The sequence below is a fragment of the Pseudonocardia sp. Ae150A_Ps1 genome, assembly GCF_001932315.1.
In the GTDB taxonomy this organism is placed as follows: Bacteria; Actinomycetota; Actinomycetes; order Mycobacteriales; family Pseudonocardiaceae; genus Pseudonocardia.
In genome coordinates this window covers 209,040-223,702 of the sequence record NZ_MCIJ01000001.1, presented here as the reverse complement: position 1 = coordinate 223,702, position 14,663 = coordinate 209,040, and the positions used below count along the sequence as shown (strand labels likewise).

At 74.7% G+C, this 14,663-nt stretch carries 13 protein-coding genes and 1 pseudogene; 8 read left to right on the top strand and 6 right to left on the bottom strand.

Features of this window, described 5'->3' with window-relative positions; translation table 11 throughout:
• Positions 1-17 precede the first annotated feature (17 nt).
• Positions 18-1,121, bottom strand: a complete 1,104-nt coding sequence (locus Ae150APs1_RS00930) for a Vms1/Ankzf1 family peptidyl-tRNA hydrolase (RefSeq protein ID WP_139320370.1) — start codon at positions 1,119-1,121, stop codon at positions 18-20.
• Positions 1,122-1,164: 43 nt separating this feature from the next.
• The gene (locus Ae150APs1_RS00925) at positions 1,165-1,875 is read right to left on the bottom strand and encodes a helix-turn-helix domain-containing protein (protein WP_083679859.1); all 711 of its coding nucleotides are present in this window, start codon (positions 1,873-1,875) and stop codon (positions 1,165-1,167) included.
• Positions 1,876-1,963: 88 nt separating this feature from the next.
• Here Ae150APs1_RS00925 and Ae150APs1_RS00920 point away from each other — a divergent pair, with 88 nt between their 5' ends.
• Both Ae150APs1_RS00920 and Ae150APs1_RS00915 read left to right on the top strand, forming a co-directional pair.
• A complete protein-coding gene (locus Ae150APs1_RS00920; RefSeq protein WP_256385564.1) occupies positions 1,964-3,160 on the top strand; it encodes a CoA transferase in 1,197 nt (398 codons plus the stop codon).
• 73 nt (positions 3,161-3,233) lie between these two features.
• The gene (locus tag Ae150APs1_RS00915) at positions 3,234-4,433 is read left to right on the top strand and encodes an acyl-CoA dehydrogenase family protein (protein WP_060572114.1); all 1,200 of its coding nucleotides are present in this window, start codon (positions 3,234-3,236) and stop codon (positions 4,431-4,433) included.
• A 25-nt stretch (positions 4,434-4,458) separates the two neighbouring features.
• On the opposite strand, the gene Ae150APs1_RS31815 is transcribed toward Ae150APs1_RS00915, so the two are convergent.
• Positions 4,459-5,271, bottom strand: coding sequence for a hypothetical protein (locus Ae150APs1_RS31815; RefSeq protein ID WP_075295110.1), 813 nt, complete (start codon positions 5,269-5,271; stop codon positions 4,459-4,461).
• 135 nt (positions 5,272-5,406) lie between these two features.
• Here Ae150APs1_RS31815 and Ae150APs1_RS00905 point away from each other — a divergent pair, with 135 nt between their 5' ends.
• The 6 genes from Ae150APs1_RS00905 to Ae150APs1_RS00880 all read left to right on the top strand — a co-directional run bounded on the left by Ae150APs1_RS00905 (position 5,407) and on the right by Ae150APs1_RS00880 (position 11,040).
• The gene (locus Ae150APs1_RS00905) at positions 5,407-5,727 is read left to right on the top strand and encodes a hypothetical protein (RefSeq protein ID WP_075295109.1); all 321 of its coding nucleotides are present in this window, start codon (positions 5,407-5,409) and stop codon (positions 5,725-5,727) included.
• Between the two features lie 80 nt (positions 5,728-5,807).
• Complete coding sequence (locus tag Ae150APs1_RS00900) at positions 5,808-6,203, top strand: hypothetical protein (RefSeq protein WP_010235763.1); 396 nt, start codon at positions 5,808-5,810, stop codon at positions 6,201-6,203.
• Positions 6,204-6,382: 179 nt separating this feature from the next.
• Positions 6,383-7,534: a polyprenyl synthetase family protein gene (locus Ae150APs1_RS00895; RefSeq protein ID WP_075301534.1), complete on the top strand. Its 1,152-nt coding sequence runs from the start codon at positions 6,383-6,385 to the stop codon at positions 7,532-7,534.
• Positions 7,535-7,637: 103 nt separating this feature from the next.
• Positions 7,638-8,396, top strand: a complete 759-nt coding sequence (locus Ae150APs1_RS00890) for a class I SAM-dependent methyltransferase (RefSeq protein ID WP_075295108.1) — start codon at positions 7,638-7,640, stop codon at positions 8,394-8,396.
• Positions 8,397-8,422: 26 nt separating this feature from the next.
• Positions 8,423-10,006 carry an FAD-dependent oxidoreductase gene (locus tag Ae150APs1_RS00885; RefSeq protein WP_249266519.1) on the top strand — a complete coding sequence of 528 codons (1,584 nt, stop codon included), beginning with the start codon at positions 8,423-8,425 and terminating at the stop codon, positions 10,004-10,006.
• A gap of 26 nt (positions 10,007-10,032) precedes the next feature.
• Complete coding sequence (locus Ae150APs1_RS00880; RefSeq protein ID WP_075295106.1) at positions 10,033-11,040, top strand: DUF5914 domain-containing protein; 1,008 nt, start codon at positions 10,033-10,035, stop codon at positions 11,038-11,040.
• Positions 11,041-11,437: 397 nt separating this feature from the next.
• On the opposite strand, the pseudogene Ae150APs1_RS00875 reads toward Ae150APs1_RS00880, so the two are convergent.
• The 3 genes and pseudogenes from Ae150APs1_RS00875 to Ae150APs1_RS31810 all read right to left on the bottom strand — a co-directional run.
• Positions 11,438-12,337: pseudogene (locus Ae150APs1_RS00875) on the bottom strand (FAD-dependent monooxygenase); the annotation flags it as partial.
• Positions 12,334-14,313 carry an ABC transporter ATP-binding protein gene (locus Ae150APs1_RS00870; protein ID WP_349289861.1) on the bottom strand — a complete coding sequence of 660 codons (1,980 nt, stop codon included), beginning with the start codon at positions 14,311-14,313 and terminating at the stop codon, positions 12,334-12,336. The pseudogene Ae150APs1_RS00875 and the gene Ae150APs1_RS00870, both read right to left, overlap by 4 nt.
• 128 nt (positions 14,314-14,441) lie before the next feature.
• Positions 14,442-14,612, bottom strand: a complete 171-nt coding sequence (locus Ae150APs1_RS31810; RefSeq protein ID WP_168170477.1) for a hypothetical protein — start codon at positions 14,610-14,612, stop codon at positions 14,442-14,444.
• Between the last annotated feature and the right edge of the window lie 51 nt (positions 14,613-14,663).

The window sequence follows — 14,663 nt, the reverse complement described above, 5'->3', positions numbered from 1 at the left end:
TCATGCCGGACGGAGCGTCAGGCGGCCGGGCCGACCGGGAAGCGCAGGATCGCGCCCATGCCGTCGGAGAGGGTGACGTCGTCGCCCGGGCGGGCCTGCACCACGTCACCGTCCGCGGAGACGACCGCCCGCACCAGCACGTCCGCGGCGGGCCCGGAGGTCTCCGGCCCGCCGGCGAGCAGCTCGTCGGCCCGCTCGGCGACGGCGGTCGGGTCCGTTCCGACGAGGAGTTCGGTCCCCGGCACCGCCGACGGATCGACCAGCAGCGTCTCCACGGCGTGCGCGCGGGCGGCCGCGGCGACGCCGGACAGCCCGGTCACGGCGAGGCCGTCGGTGCGGCCCGACGCGGTCGCGTAGCTGGTCACCGCGGTCACCCGGCGCTGCTCGCGGACGTCGTCGGCGGCGGCGCGCACGGTGTCGTCGACCTGCTCGGGGACCGTGCCGCCGGTGTTCTCGATCTCCGCCATGATCTCGGCCGAGGCCGGGGCGAGCTCGTCGCGCAGCCGGGCGCGGGCCGGTGCGTCCCCGGCGACCACGAGCAGTCCCGCGTTGCCGCCGCGGACGAGCTTGTCGACCCGCTCGGCGACGGCCTGGGCGTTGCGCTTCCAGGTCTCCTCCACGCGGGCGTCGGCGCCACCCTCGCCGGGGCCTGCGGTGTTCGCCTTGTGCACCGGTCCGGTCGCGTCCGAGCTCACCGTCTCCACCGAACCGTCGACGGCGCGGATCTCACCGCCGGTCCGGTCGACCGCGACCACGACCGTCGGCACCTCGTCACCGCCCGAGGAGAGCACGGCGAGCAGGTCGGGGACCGGCCCCCAGCTCGCGGTGCCACGCTCCGGCGGCACCTCGCAGTGCCGGTCGAGCAGGACGCGGGCGGAGTCGGCGACGAGCAGCCGGCCCGCCGTGCCGTCGGGAGCGCCGGCGCCGGTCACGGCCTCGTCGAGCACCGCGAGCGTCGCGTCGTCGGCACCGGCGTCGACGAGCCGCTCGCGCAGGTCGCGCCACCGCAGCCGGTACTGCTCGGTCGCGTCGGCCGTGTCGTGCGTGGCGTCCATGACCACGGTCGCGAACGGGCCGGCGCTGTCGTTCAGGTCTCGGATCCAGATGTTTCGCATCACCATCCGCCTTCCCGCTGAGACCCCGGACAAACACCCCGGAGGTGCCTCAGCCCGACCACGCGTCGGCGGCGTCGGCCAGCGCTTGCGCGACGCCCGCCGGGACCTCGCCGGCGTGCGGGGCGGCCGCGGACAGCGCACCCGTCACCCGGCCCTCGCGGCGCAGCGGGACCGCGACCGCCGCGGCCCCGGGCAGCAACGTCCCGCTGGCGCCGCGCTCCCCGCCTGCCTCCCGGATCCGGGCACAGGTCTCCAGCAGCGCGGCGGCCGCCGCCGGGTCGCCCTCGTGCGCGTGCAGCGCGATCCGCTTGCGTTCCTCCGGCGGCAGGTGCGCGAGCAGGACCCGCCCGGCCGCGGTGTCCGGGAGCGGCGCCCGCACCCGCGCCGACAGCGCCACGTCGAACGACTCGTCGGCACCGGCCCAGTCCAGGTAGACGGCGTCGTCGCCGATCCGGGCGGCCAGCAGCACCGGGAGGCCCGTCACCCGGGCGAGGTGGTCCAGCGCGTCGTGCGGGACCGCGGGGACCGGCGGGACGCCGGCGCGGGCGGCGAGCATCCACGGCGCGGGCCCGAGCGTGTAGCGACGGTCCCGCTCGTCGAGGTATCCGGTGGCCACGAGGCCGTCGACGAGCTTCTGCACGGACGACACCGGTGCCCCGACCCGGCGGGCCAGCGACGACAGCGTGCTCCCGCCCGGGCGGCGCGCCGCGGCCTCCAGCAGCGCGGCCACCCGGTCCACGGTCCGGTGATGATTACGCATTTAGGTAAGCGTAACTCGCATCAGGGAACGTCGGTAGCCATGCTGATGTTGTGCGGAGCGAGAACCCCGACGGAAGGACGTGAGGGACGTGAGCACAGCGGGAGCACTCGAAGGGCTGCGCGTGATCGATCTGGCCTCGGTCGTGATGGGCCCGTACGCCTGCCAGATCCTCGGTGACATGGGCGCCGAGGTGATCAAGGTCGAGCCGCCGACGGGCGACATGACGCGCCGCACGATGCCGCAGCGCCACCCCGGGATGGGGGCGCTGGCGCTGAACGTGAACCGCAACAAGCGCTCGCTCGCCCTCGACCTCAAGACCGACGGGGGCCGCGCCGTCCTGGACGACCTGCTCGGCACCGCCGACGTGCTCGTCACCAACATGCGCCCCGGGGCGCTGGCCCGGCTGGGGCTCGCCCCCGACGCGGTGTCGCAGCGGTTCCCGCGCCTGGTCCACGTGCGTGCGCAGGGTTTCCGCAGCGACTCGGAGCTCGCCGACCGCGCCGCCTACGACGAGATCGTGCAGGCGTCCTCCGGGATGGTGGACCTGATGCGCCGGGCGACCGGCACGCCGTCGTACGCGCCGACGATCCTCGCCGACAAGGTCTGCGCCCTGACGATCGCCTACTCCACGCTGGCCGCGGTGATCCACCAGCGGGCCACCGGCGAGGGGCAGCTCGTCGAGGTGCCGATGACCGACACCCTGCTGGCGTTCAACCTGGTCGAGCACCTGTCCGGGCACACGTTCGTCCCCGCGGAGGGGCCGACCGGGTTCAACCGGTCGATGGCGGAGAAGCACGAGGCCGTCGCCACCGCCGACGGCTGGGCCTGCATCCTGCCCTACACCCCGGCGAACATCGCCGACTTCTTCCGCGCCGCCGGCCGCGAGGACCTCGCCACCGACGAGCGGTTCGCCGGCTCCGAGGCGCTCTCGCGGCACCAGCCCGAGCTGTACGCGCTGATCGGCGAGCTCGCCCCGTCGCGCACCACCGCCGAGTGGGGAGAGCTGTGCGCCGACCACTCGATCCCGTTCGCGCCGGTGCTGTCCGGCGACGACGCGGAGGACGACCCGTACGTGACCGGCGGCGGGATCCTCGCCGAGGCCGACCACCCCACGGAGGGCCGCTACCGCTCCATCGGCTTCCCGGTCCGCTTCGCCGGCACCCCCGCCGGGCTCCGCCGCCCGGCCCCGCAGCTGGGTGCCGACGGCGCCGACGTCCTGCGCGAGCTGGGCCGCACCGACGCCCAGATCGAGGAGCTCGTCGAGGCGGGGGTGCTGGCCCGATGAGGGCCGCCGACGTCCTCGCCGCCGGGACGGCCCCGGCCGCGCACCCCACCGCCACCACACAGGAGGACCCGTCATGACCGTGCTGGACCCGCTTCCCGCCGACGTCTACGGCTACGCCGGCCTGCTCGACGACACCGACACGGAGATCCTGGCCCGGGTGCGCCGGTTCGCCGAGCAGCGGATCGCCCCGATCGCCGACGACTACTGGGACCGCGCGGAGTTCCCGCACGAGCTGATCCCCGGCTTCGCCGAGCTCGACGTCGTCGGCCTCGCCCGGGACTGGCCGGACCGCCCCGCGCGCTCCCGGCTGCTCACCAGCTTCGTGTCGATGGAGCTGTCCCGCATCGACCCGTCGATGGCGACGTTCTTCGGCGTGCACGCGGGACTCGCGCTGACCTCGATCGACCTGTGCGGTTCCGAGGAGCAGAAGGAGCGCTGGCTCCCGGCGATGCGCCGGATGGAGAGGATCGGCGCGTTCGCGCTGTCCGAGCCGCACGGCGGCTCCGACGTCGCCGGCGGGCTGGAGACGACCGCCGAGCGCGACGGCGACGCCTGGGTCCTGAACGGCGCGAAGCGCTGGATCGGCAACGGCACGTTCGCCGACCTCGTCGTCGTCTGGGCCCGGGACGTCGCCGACGACGCCGTGAAGGGCTTCGTCGTCGAGAAGGACATGCCCGGGTTCGCCGCCACCAAGATGGAGGGCAAGCTGGCCCTGCGCTCGGTGCAGAACGCCGACCTGACCTTCACCGGCGTGCGGGTCCCCGAGGCGAACCGGCTGCCCGGCGCGCAGAGCTTCGCCGACACCAACCGGGTGCTGCGGGTGACCCGCGGCGGGGTCGCCTGGAACGCCGTCGGTGCCATGGCCGGGGTGTACGAGCTCGCCCGCGACTACGCCGTCGACCGCGTCCAGTTCGGGCAGCCGATCGCCGCGTTCCAGCTGGTGCAGGACCACCTCGTGTCGATCCTCGGCAACGTCACGGCCTCGCTGGGCATGGCCGTGCGGATCGCGCAGATGCAGGACGACGGGACGTTCCGCGACGAGCAGGCCGCGCTGGCGAAGCGGCAGGCCACGCTGATGCTGCGCGACTCGGTCGCCCGTGCCCGCGAGGTGTTCGGCGGCAACGGGATCCTGCTGGAGAACAAGGTCGGCCGGTTCTTCAACGACGCCGAGGCCCTGTACTCCTACGAGGGCACCAAGGAGATCAACACACTCGTCGTCGGGCGGTCGGTCACCGGCATCGGGGCCTTCGTCGGGCGGTCGCGGTCCCGCTGACCGCCGCGGCGGGACGGCCCCGCGGTCACACCCCGCCGGGCCCGGTCGCGGGCCCGCCGAGCGCCGTCCGCAGCGACCGGAGCCCGGCGGCCGACGGGTCGGCGGCGGGGAGCGCGGCCAGGTAGGCGTCGACGCACTCCCGGTACAGCGGGGCCAGGTGCGCGGTGAGCAGGCCGAGCGCGACGTCCGCGTCGGGCAGGCCGCCGTCCCGCCAGTGCAGCGCCGCCGTCGCCAACGCGGTGTGCGGCCCGTCGTAGGACGCGACGGCGGCGTCGTTGCGGCCGATGTCGCCGGTCCGGAGGGTGTGCAGGAACCGCACCGGGAAGAGCACCGCCTTCGTGACGGCGCGCGCCCCGCCGTCCAGCAGCCCGGCCGGGTCGGCGATCCCGGCGAGCCACGCGTCGTCGGCCCGGCCGGCGAGGAACTCCGCGGACGCGGCGACGAGCTCGGCGTGACCGGGTGCGACGGCGCCGTCGCGGACGTCGGTGCCGTGCCGCAGCACCCCGTGCTCGAGCAGGTCGAGCCGGTCCACCGCGGGCAGTCGCGCGGGGGTCGCCGCACCGCCGCGGCGCACGGTCGCGGGATCGGCCCAGAAGACCGAGAGCCGGTCCGCGAGCGCCCCGGGGGCCCGGCCGCGGGTCCGGGCGGTGACGTCACGGACCCGGTCCGCGGTCCCGTCGCCGGTGCTGCGCAGGACCAGCGCGAGATCGACGGCGCTCACCTCCGGCGCGAACCCGCCGTGCGCGAGGCTGCCGAGCGTGTACGCGGCCACCAGGTCGTCCCCGAACTCCGCGGCCGCCTCGGCGGTGGCCGCGGCGAGCACCGTCTCGCCGTCCACCCCGACAGCGTGACAGGTCGTCCGTCGCCCGGGAGGGTGTACCGCCGGGCGCGTCGTCGACCGCCGGGCGCGTGGCGGGCTCCACCGGGCCCGGGCAGGGTTGCCCGCAATCGATCATCGCGGACCATCGTCGACGTGCTCTACATCGGACCGGTCGACATCCCGGGGTCGGACGACCACGAGGGCTTCGTCAGCGCCCGCACCTCCGACGGCCGGGACACCGGGATCTGGACCGACGTCCGGGCGGCGGACGCCGGGTACACCGGGTTCCGGGCCGGCTGCGAGTGCGGCTGGCTCGACGACGCCTTCACCACCCCCGACGACGGCGGTCACCAGGCCGCGCTGCACGACTTCGTGCACCACCACTTCGAGGTCGTCGCCGGCCGGACGCTCGACCCGGCGCAGGACTTCCTCACCCCGTGGGCGGTTCGTGTCCGATCGGGCTCCGCCGTCTGATCCGTCCGTCGCGGGCACCCCGTCCTCGGGCACACTCGGTGATCACCGAACCGCACCCACCACCACCCGGGGAGCCCCGTATGTCCACGCCGAACCGGCACGTCGCGCCGGCCTCGTCGCCGACGGCGCCCGTCGTCGCCCTCCGCGCACTGACCGTCGCCTCGCTCGTCGTGCTCGCCTGGCAGTTCGTCACGGCCGCGGGCCTGTTCACGGGCGGGGGTGTCGGCCCGCACGGCACCGGGGCGATCGTGCTGCACGTGGTGACCGGTCTGGCCGCGGCCGCTGCGCTCTGGGTGCTGCTCGCCCGGGGCGGGCCCTGGTGGCCGTCGGCGCTGGCGGTCGTCCTGTTCGCGTTCACCTTCGTCCAGGCATGGTTCGGCGACTTCCCGGGCCTGGTCGTGCACGTGCCGGGCGCGATGGCGCTCACCGCAGGCACGGCCTGGCTGACGGCCTGGTCGTTCCTGCGGCTGCCCTGAGCCCCACGGGGTACGGATGTCCGATTCGGCGGGCACGAACGGGGCCGCGGCCATAGTCTCGGCCGGACCCGGCGCGGAGCCGGCCGTCACCGTCGATGCCGCCCGCCCGGTCCGGACACACCGTCCGGAACACCCACACGGGCCCCTGGGGGCCCCGGTCACGGCGGGAGCAGGTCGCGATGGTCGTCGATGCGGAACGGGCGGGGCAGCGCGGGCGGGCACGGCCCGAGGAGGGCCCACCGTCCCCGCCGGTCGCGCCGGCTCCCTCGTGGACCGACGAGGTCCGCGGCCGCGTCCGGGACCGGGTCGAGGAGACCGTGCGGCGCCGGTGCGCCGAGCACGTGCACTCGATGGAGGGCGCGGAGTTCCTCGCCGGGGTGCTCACCGACTTCGTCGGCCGCGGCAAGTACCTGCGCTCGATGTTCGGCTACCTCGGCTGGCGGGCGGCCGCACCGGACTGCCCTGCGGCCCTCGACGCCGTCACCGGGCTGGAGCTGCTGCACGCCTTCGCCCTGCTCCAGGACGACGTCATGGACGGCTCGCTGCTGCGGCGCGGCCGCCCGACCGTGCACGTCCAGCTCGCCGCCTGGCACCGCGGACAGGGCATGTCGGGCTGCCCCGACCGGTTCGGCGAGTCCGGTGCCGTGCTGCTCGGTGACCTCTGCCTGGTGTGGGCCGAGCAGGCCATGCGGGAGAGCGGGCTGCCCCGTGACGCCCTGGACCGGGGCTGGCCGCGCTACGACGCGATGCGCTCCGAGCTCGCCGTGGGCCAGTTCGCCGACCTGCTCAACGAGGCCCGCCGCGTCCCCACCCTGGACGAGGTGATGGACGTCCTGCGCCGCAAGTCGGGCAACTACACGGTGCGCCGCCCGCTCGAACTGGGTGCCGCGATGGCGGGCGGCGGGGACGACCTGGTCGCCCTGCTCGGTGACTACGGCACGATGGTCGGCGAGGCCTTCCAGATGCGCGACGACGTGCTGGGCGTGTTCGGCACCGACGCCACCGGGAAGCCCACCGGCGACGACCTCGCGGAGCGCAAGGCGACCAGCGTCGTCGTCCTCGCCCGGGAGCTCGCCGGACCGGCCACCCGGCCCCGTCTCGACGCCCTGCTGCACGGCTCCGACACCGACGACGGCCCCGTCGACGTCGCCGCCGCCCGTGAGCTGATCGACGCGACCGGGGCCCGCCGCCGCGTCGAGGAGCTGATCTCCACCCGGGTGGCGGGCGCGCTGCGCCTGGTCGAGGCCGCCGTCGACGACGGCCACCTGGGTGACGACGTCGCCGGGGTGCTGCGGGCGATGGCGGTCCGCTGTGCCGACCGGATCTCTTGAGGGACAGGGTGATAGTGCGATGAGCACCGGAGCTCCCGGCAGGCAGGCCGGCGGGACGTCCCCGCGCTCCCCCGGCCGGCGGCACGGTCCTACGCTCCGGTCCATGGCCGACCATCACGTCCCCGCCCCGTCCCGCACCGGAACCGTCGGCCGGGCCGGCCTGCCCCGGGCCGAGGTGCCCACCCACTTCGACGACGGCGCGGGTGACTACGACCGGCTCGTCGGCATGAACCCCGGCTACCACGACCACCTGCGCGCCTCGGCCGCCCGGATGCGCCTGCCCCGCGACGGCGCCGGCCTGCGGCTGCTCGACGCCGGCTGCGGCACCGGTGCCTCGACCGCCGCGCTGCTGGGCGTCGCGCCGCGCGCGGAGATCGTCGCGGTCGACGCGTCGGCCGGGATGCTGGAGCGGGCCCGGACCAAGCCGTGGCCCGGTTCGGTGACCTTCGTGCACAGCACCGCCGAGACCATGGCCGAGCACGGCGTCGAGGGGCCGTTCGACGGCATCCTCGCCGCCTACCTGCTGCGCAACCTCGACGACCCGGACGCCCAGCTGCGCCGCTTCCACGACCTGCTCCGCCCGGGCGGCACCCTCGCCCTGCACGAGTACTCGGTCGCCGACTCCCCGCGCGCCCGCGCGGTCTGGCACGCGGTCTGCTGGGGCGTGATCGTCCCGCTGGGCCGGGTGACGACCGGTGAGACCGCGCTGTACCGGCACCTGTGGCGCAGCGTGAACACCTTCGACGGCGTCGGGCGGCTGCGCGACCGGATGCGCGCGGCCGGGTTCGACGCCGTGCACTCCGAGACGATGACCGGCTGGCAGAACGGCGTCGTCCACACCGTGCTCGGGTCCCGGACGTGAGCGTGCGGCCGGTCGACCCGCGGCGGGTGGTGCACCCCGCGGCGGGCGGTCTGGGCGACGCGGGGCTGCTCGGGCGCCGGCCGCGGGTGGCCGTCGTCGGCGCCGGCATCGCCGGGCTCGCCGCGGCGACCGGGCTGGCCGAACGCGGCGTCGCCGTCGAGGTCCTGGAGCGGGAGCCCTACCTGGGCGGGCGGGTCGGCGGCTGGTCGGACACCCTGCCGGACGGCTCGCCGGTCGCGATGAGCCGCGGGTTCCACGCGTTCTTCCGGCAGTACTACAACCTGCGCAACCTGCTCCGGCGCGGTGACCCGGGCCTCGAGCACCTCGTCCCGCTGGCCGACTACCCGCTGGTCGACGCCGAGGGGCGTCGCGACACGTTCCGCGGCCTCCCCCGCACCCCGCCCTGGAACGCGGTGCTGTTCGCGCTGCGCAGCCCGACGTTCCGGCCGTCGGACCTGCTGCGGCTCGATCCCCGCGCCGCGGCGCCGCTCGCGGCGGTCTCGGTGCCGGGGATCTACGAGGCCATCGACGACGTCGACGCGCAGAGCTTCCTCGAGTCGATCAACTTCCCGCCCGCCGCCCGGCACCTGGCGTTCGAGGTGTTCTCGCGCAGCTTCTTCGCCCCGCCGTCGACGATGTCGGCCGCCGAGCTGGCGACGATGTTTCACATCTACTTCCTCGGCTCCTCCGAAGGGCTGATGTTCGACGTCCCCGACGACGGGTTCGACGCCGCCCTCTGGGAGCCGTTGCGGCACTACCTCTCCACCCGAGGTGTCTCGTTCCGGACGGGCGTCGCGGTCTCGTCGGTGCAGCGCGACGTCGCGAGTGGACGGTTCCACGTGAATCATTCGTCCGGCGGTACCTCCACCGGTTCGTCCACCGTGGACGCCGTGGTCCTCGCGACGGACGTGCGCGGCCTGCGGGAGATCGTCGCCGCGTCGCCGGACCTGGGGCCCGCGGACTCGGGCCTCGGTGACCCGGAGGCGGTGCAGCACTGGCGCGACGACGTCGCCGCGCTCGGCAGCGCGCCGCCGTTCCTGGTCCAGCGCCTCTGGCTGGACCGCCCGGTGCGCGAGGACCGGCCGCCGTTCCTGGGCACCGGCGGGCTCGACCCCCTCGACAACGTCTCGGTGCTCGACCGCTACGAGCGCGACGCCGCGTCCTGGGCGTCCCGGCACGGCGGGTCGGTCGTGGAGCTGCACGCCTACTCCGCGGCGGTACCCGACGGCGTGGACGAGGCCGCCTGGACCGCGGACCTGCGTGCGCGGTGCCTGGCCCGGCTGCACGAGCTGTACCCGGAGACCGCCGACGCCCGGATCACCGGGGAGCTCGTGCAGTGGCGCGCGGACTGCCCGATGTTCGGCGTGGGCGACTTCGCCCGCCGCCCGACCGTCGCGACCCCGCTGGACGGGCTGGTGCTCGCCGGCGACGGCATCCGGATCGACCTGCCCGTCGCCCTCATGGAGCGGGCGGCCGCCACCGGGTGGCAGGCGGCGAACCGCCTGCTCGCCGGCTGGGGGCTCGCCGGGCATCCCCTCGAGACCGTCCCGACCGGCGGGCGGCTCGGCCCGCTCCGGCGCGCCGCCGAGTACGCGATGCGGTCCCGCTGACCCTGCCGACCTGCGAAGGAGCCGCCATGACCCTCCTGTCCCGCCTCACCGACCGGTGGCCGGGCACCTGGCCGCTGCAGCCGCTGCCGTCGTCGCAGTGGGCCCGCCAGGAGCCGACCTACGCCGGCGCCGACCCGAAGCTGATCGCCGCGGCGCTGGAGCGGGCCCAGGCCCGCCGGTCCGGGAACTGGTTCGTCCTCGCGGCGAGCCGCGAGATCCGGGCCGACCGCCCGTTCGGCACCCGGGTCGGCGGCGCCGAGCTGGTGGCCTGGCGCGACGAGGACGGTGACGTGCGGATCGGGCCCGGCGCCTGCCCGCACCTCGGCGCGCCGATGGCGCTCGCCGCCGTCGACTGCGGCGAGCTGGTCTGCCGCTGGCACGGGCTGCGGCTCGGGGCCCGCACCGGCCCCGGCTGGGCCCTGCACCCCGCGCACGACGACGGCGTGCTCGTCTGGATCCGGCTCGACGAGCTCGGCGGCGAGGAGCCGAGCGACGCGCCGGTCGTCCCGGCCCGCCCCGCCGGCCGGACGCTGGACGCGGTCACCACGCTCACCGGTGTCTGCGAGCCGGAGGACATCGTCGCGAACCGGCTCGACCCCTGGCACGGGGCGTGGTTCCACCCGTACTCGTTCCAGCGGCTCGACGTCGAGTCCGCGCCGGCCGTCACCGACGTGACCGAGTCCGACGACCGGTTCCTCGTCACCGTCACCTTCAAGGTCGGGCCGGGCCTCGGCGTGCCGGTGCGGGCCGAGTTCGTGTGCCCGGAGCCGCGCACCGTCGTCATGCGGATCGTCGAGGGCGAGGGTGTCGGCAGCGTCGTCGAGACGCACGCGACGCCGCGCGGGCCCGGCCGCGACGGGCGGCCCCGGACGTCGGTGATCGAGGCCGTCGTCGCCGGGTCGGAGCGTCCCGGGTTCGCCGTCGCCTCCCGGATCGCCCCGGCGCTGCGGCCGGCGATGGCGAAGGCCGCGACGAGGCTGTGGCGCGACGACCTCGACTACGCCGAGCGCCGCTACGAGATGCGGACCCGCTAGTCCCCGACGCCGGCGCGGTCCCGCGGGCCGGGCCCGCTCGCCGCCGCGGGGTACCGGCGGCCGGGGCACCGGGCACGACCGTCGTGCGCTCGGGACCGGTCCGGTGCCCGACGGGCTCACCGCGGCGGACGGCGAACCAGGTCCGCCTGCCGGTCTCGTACCAGCGCCGGGTCTTGCGGACCGGCAGGTACTGGATGGCGCGATGGCTGCGGTAACGCCACGGCGGCATCGGCCCCAGCCGGGCACACATCGCGGCCGCGAAGTCGGCCACGTCCCGGTCGGTGTAGCGGTCCATCTGCTCGAACCAGGCCATGCTGCTGCGCGCCGACGCCTGGGTCTGCTGCAGCGGACGCCGGCGCTGCCGCTCGTAGGTGTTCAGGGCACCGGTCAGGTCGTCCGGCCGCCCGAGGAGGCTGTGCGCGAGCGACACCGCGTCGAGGATCGCCAGCCGGGTGCCGGAGCCGATCGTGAAGTGGGTGGTGTGGGCGGCGTCGCCGACCAGGACGACGCCGTCGTGGTGCCAGCGCTCGTTGACCACCTCGGGGAAGTGCCGCCACTGCGCCGGCTCACCGCGGGACGAGCCGATCAGGCGGTGCCCCCTCAGCGTCCCGGCGAAGATCTGTTCCATCAACGCGGTGCTCTCCGCGGGGGTCGTCGTGGCGAGCCCGAGGCCGTCCCAGGTCTCCTGCCGGCACTCGACGATGAAGGTGCTGGTCCCGGAGCTCGTCGGGTAGGCGTAGCACCAGACCCACCCCGACGGGGTCTCGACGAAGTCGAACACGAACGTGCTGAACACCCGGTCGGTGCCCAGCCAGATGTAGGGGTTCCCGCCGGTCCGGACCGTGGTGCCGAACGCGCCGCCGTAGAGGGTGCGCACCCGGCTGTTCGCGCCGTCCGCGGCGACCACGAGATCGGCGGACGGAAGGTCGGCCGGCTCGGCGACCTCCTGCTCGTGGAGGACCTCGACGCCCAGGTCGGTGGCCCGCTCGGTGAGGATCCGCTGCATGGCCGCCCGGCCCACGCTGTAGCCGTAACCGCCGAGGTAGGCGGTCCGCCCGCGCATCCGGATCTCCTGCTCCTGCCACAGCGCGGACACCGCCCGCAGCCTGCGGCCGCTCTCGGCGTCGTTGCGGTAGAGGGTGTCGAGCAGGTTGTCCTTGTAGACGACACCCCAGCCGTAGGTCGCGCCGGGCGGATCGCGGTCGAGGACAGTGATCTCGTGTCCGGCGTCGCGCAGCTTGGCGGAGAGGGCGAAGTACAGGCCGGCGGGTCCCCCGCCGACGCACACGATCTTCATGAGGTGGTCCCTTCGACCGGATGGGAAACGGGGTGTGGGGCGGGCTCGGGGCCGGGCGGCACCTCGGCGCGCCGGTGACGGCCGTTGCGGGGGGCGCCGCCCGGGACGTCGGAGGTGCCGGGCACCCGCACGACCCGCTGCGGTCGCTCGGACGGGCGGTGGTGCAGCCGGTACAGGTCGGCGTAGCGCCCGTCGGCCCGCATCAGCTCGTCGTGGGTGCCGGCCTCGGTGATGCGGCCGTGGTCGACGTGCACGATCCGGTCGGCGTCGGCCACGGTCAGCAGGTTGTGCGAGATGACGACCGTCGTGCGGCCCGCCATGAGCCGCCGCAGCGGGGCGAGGATCCGCTCCCCCGCCTCCGCGTCGAGGCTCGCGGTGGGCTCGTCGAGCAGCAGGACGGGGGCGTCGCGGACCATCGCGCGGGCGATCGCGATCCGCTGGCGCTGGCCCCCCGAGAGCAGGCGGCCACGCTGCCCGACCCTGGTCTCGTAGCCGTCGGGCAGGGCGCTGACGAACTCGTGGGCGTCGGCGGCCCGGGCCGCCGCGACGACCGCGGCGTGGTCGGCGTCCGGGCGCCCGGCGAGGATGTTCTCCTCGATGGTGCCGTCGAGCAGCAGGGTCTCCTGCAGGACGATCGCGACCGCCCCCCGCAGCGCGTGCGGGTCCAGGTCCCGCAGGTCGTGACCGTCCAGGGTGATCCGGCCCTCGGTCGGGTCGTAGAAGCGGAGCAGCAGCTTCATCAGTGTCGTCTTGCCGGCCCCGCTGGCGCCGACGATCGCGGTGGTCTCCCCCGGTGCGGCGGTGAACCCGATGTCGTGCAGCACCTCGGTGCGGGACTCCGGGTAGCGGAACCCGACACCGTCGAGCCGGAGCAGGCCGCGCGGCCGGGCCAGGTGTACCGGGTGCTCCGGGACGGCGACGTCCGGCTCCTGGTCGAGCAGCTCGACGATCCGCTCGGCACCGGCGGCGGCGGCGAAGACCGTGTTCGAGAGCTGTCCCAGGCCCCGGACCGGGCCGTAGAGCTGCGACAGGTAGATGAGGAACGCCAGCAGGCCGCCGAGGCTGATCTGCTCGAGCGACAGCTGCCAGATCCCGACGCCGACGACCGTCATCACCCCGACGACCTGGAACAGGTCGATCGTCGGTCCGAAAATCGCCGCGATCCGGGCCGCGGCGAGCTGGGCCCGCACGGTGCCCCGTGCCTGCTCGTCGAACCGGTCGACCTCGGCGCCCTCCCGGCCGTAGGCCTGCACCAGGATCGCGTTGCCGAGGCTCTCCTCGGCCACCACGTTGACCGAACCGCTGCGCCGGCGCACCTCGCGCGACGCCAGCTTGATCCGGCGGGAGAACGAGCGGGCGATCAGCCAGAAGAACGGGACGGCGATCATCGAGATCACCGCGAGCTGCCAGTTCAGGTAGAACATCACGCCGCCGAAGATCCCTATCTTGATCAGGGCGGAGAGCGCCTGTGCGATTCCGGCGAGCAGCAGCGCCTCGATCGTCGCGACGTCACCGGACAGGCGAGTCAGGATGTCGCCGAGACGGCGACGGTCGAAGAATCCGACCGACAGCGTGTGCAGGTGCGCGAACACCCGGGTCCGCATCCGCCGGAGAAAGTTCTGTCCGATCCAGACCGCGAGGTACTGATCGAAGAATCCGACGACCCCGCCGAGCAGGGTCAGTCCGACATATCCGGCGACGACGAGGGGAAAGGCGCCGAAATCACGGGGAGTGAGCACGTCGTCGACGAGGACCTTGAACATCCAGATGACGGCGGCCTCGAGCGCCGGGGTCACCACGATGAAGAACAACGTCAGGCACAGCCACCCGCGGAACGGACGGACGTCCGGTGCGAACCTGCGGAAGATCTCGACGACGGTCTTCGCCGGGACCGGCTCCACCAGCCCCTCGGCCGTCTCGCCGGGCCGCAGCATCTCCCGGAGCCGCTCCCGCACCGCACCCGCCCGTCGTCGCACGCCCACCTCCGCTCGTCCCTGCACGTCATGTCCCGTACGTCACGCTCCGGGCAGGCGGTGGCCCGTAGACCGAGGTCCAGGGACATCGGGGCCACCGCCCACGTCATCGACCTAGCACCGGTGCGGGCTCAGCAGTCGGAGTTGCTGCCCCAGCCGCCCCACCCCTTTCCCCAGCTGTCGTCATCGTCGTCGTCGTGCTTGCGGTGCCAGTCGCCCCAGCCACCCCAGCCGCCCCAGCTTCCCCAGTCGTCGTCCTTGTCGTCGTGGCCGTTCCACCAGCCACCCCAGTGATCACCCATCGTGATCCACCTTCTTCTCGGTGCGGAAGGACCGCCGTCGACGGCCCCCGG

Bases quoted from the DNA above. Each gene is read 5' to 3' on its own strand.
- Ae150APs1_RS00930 (WP_139320370.1), bottom strand. From the start codon at position 1,121: ATGGTGATGCGAAACATCTGGATCCGAGACCTGAACGACAGCGCCGGC.
- Ae150APs1_RS00925 (WP_083679859.1), bottom strand. From the start codon at position 1,875: ATGCGTAATCATCACCGGACCGTGGACCGGGTGGCCGCGCTGCTGGAG.
- Ae150APs1_RS00915 (WP_060572114.1), top strand. From the start codon at position 3,234: ATGACCGTGCTGGACCCGCTTCCCGCCGACGTCTACGGCTACGCCGGC.
- Ae150APs1_RS00900 (WP_010235763.1), top strand. From the start codon at position 5,808: ATGTCCACGCCGAACCGGCACGTCGCGCCGGCCTCGTCGCCGACGGCG.
- Ae150APs1_RS00895 (WP_075301534.1), top strand. From the start codon at position 6,383: ATGGTCGTCGATGCGGAACGGGCGGGGCAGCGCGGGCGGGCACGGCCC.
- Ae150APs1_RS00890 (WP_075295108.1), top strand. From the start codon at position 7,638: ATGGCCGACCATCACGTCCCCGCCCCGTCCCGCACCGGAACCGTCGGC.
- Ae150APs1_RS00880 (WP_075295106.1), top strand. From the start codon at position 10,033: ATGACCCTCCTGTCCCGCCTCACCGACCGGTGGCCGGGCACCTGGCCG.
- Ae150APs1_RS31810 (WP_168170477.1), bottom strand. From the start codon at position 14,612: ATGGGTGATCACTGGGGTGGCTGGTGGAACGGCCACGACGACAAGGAC.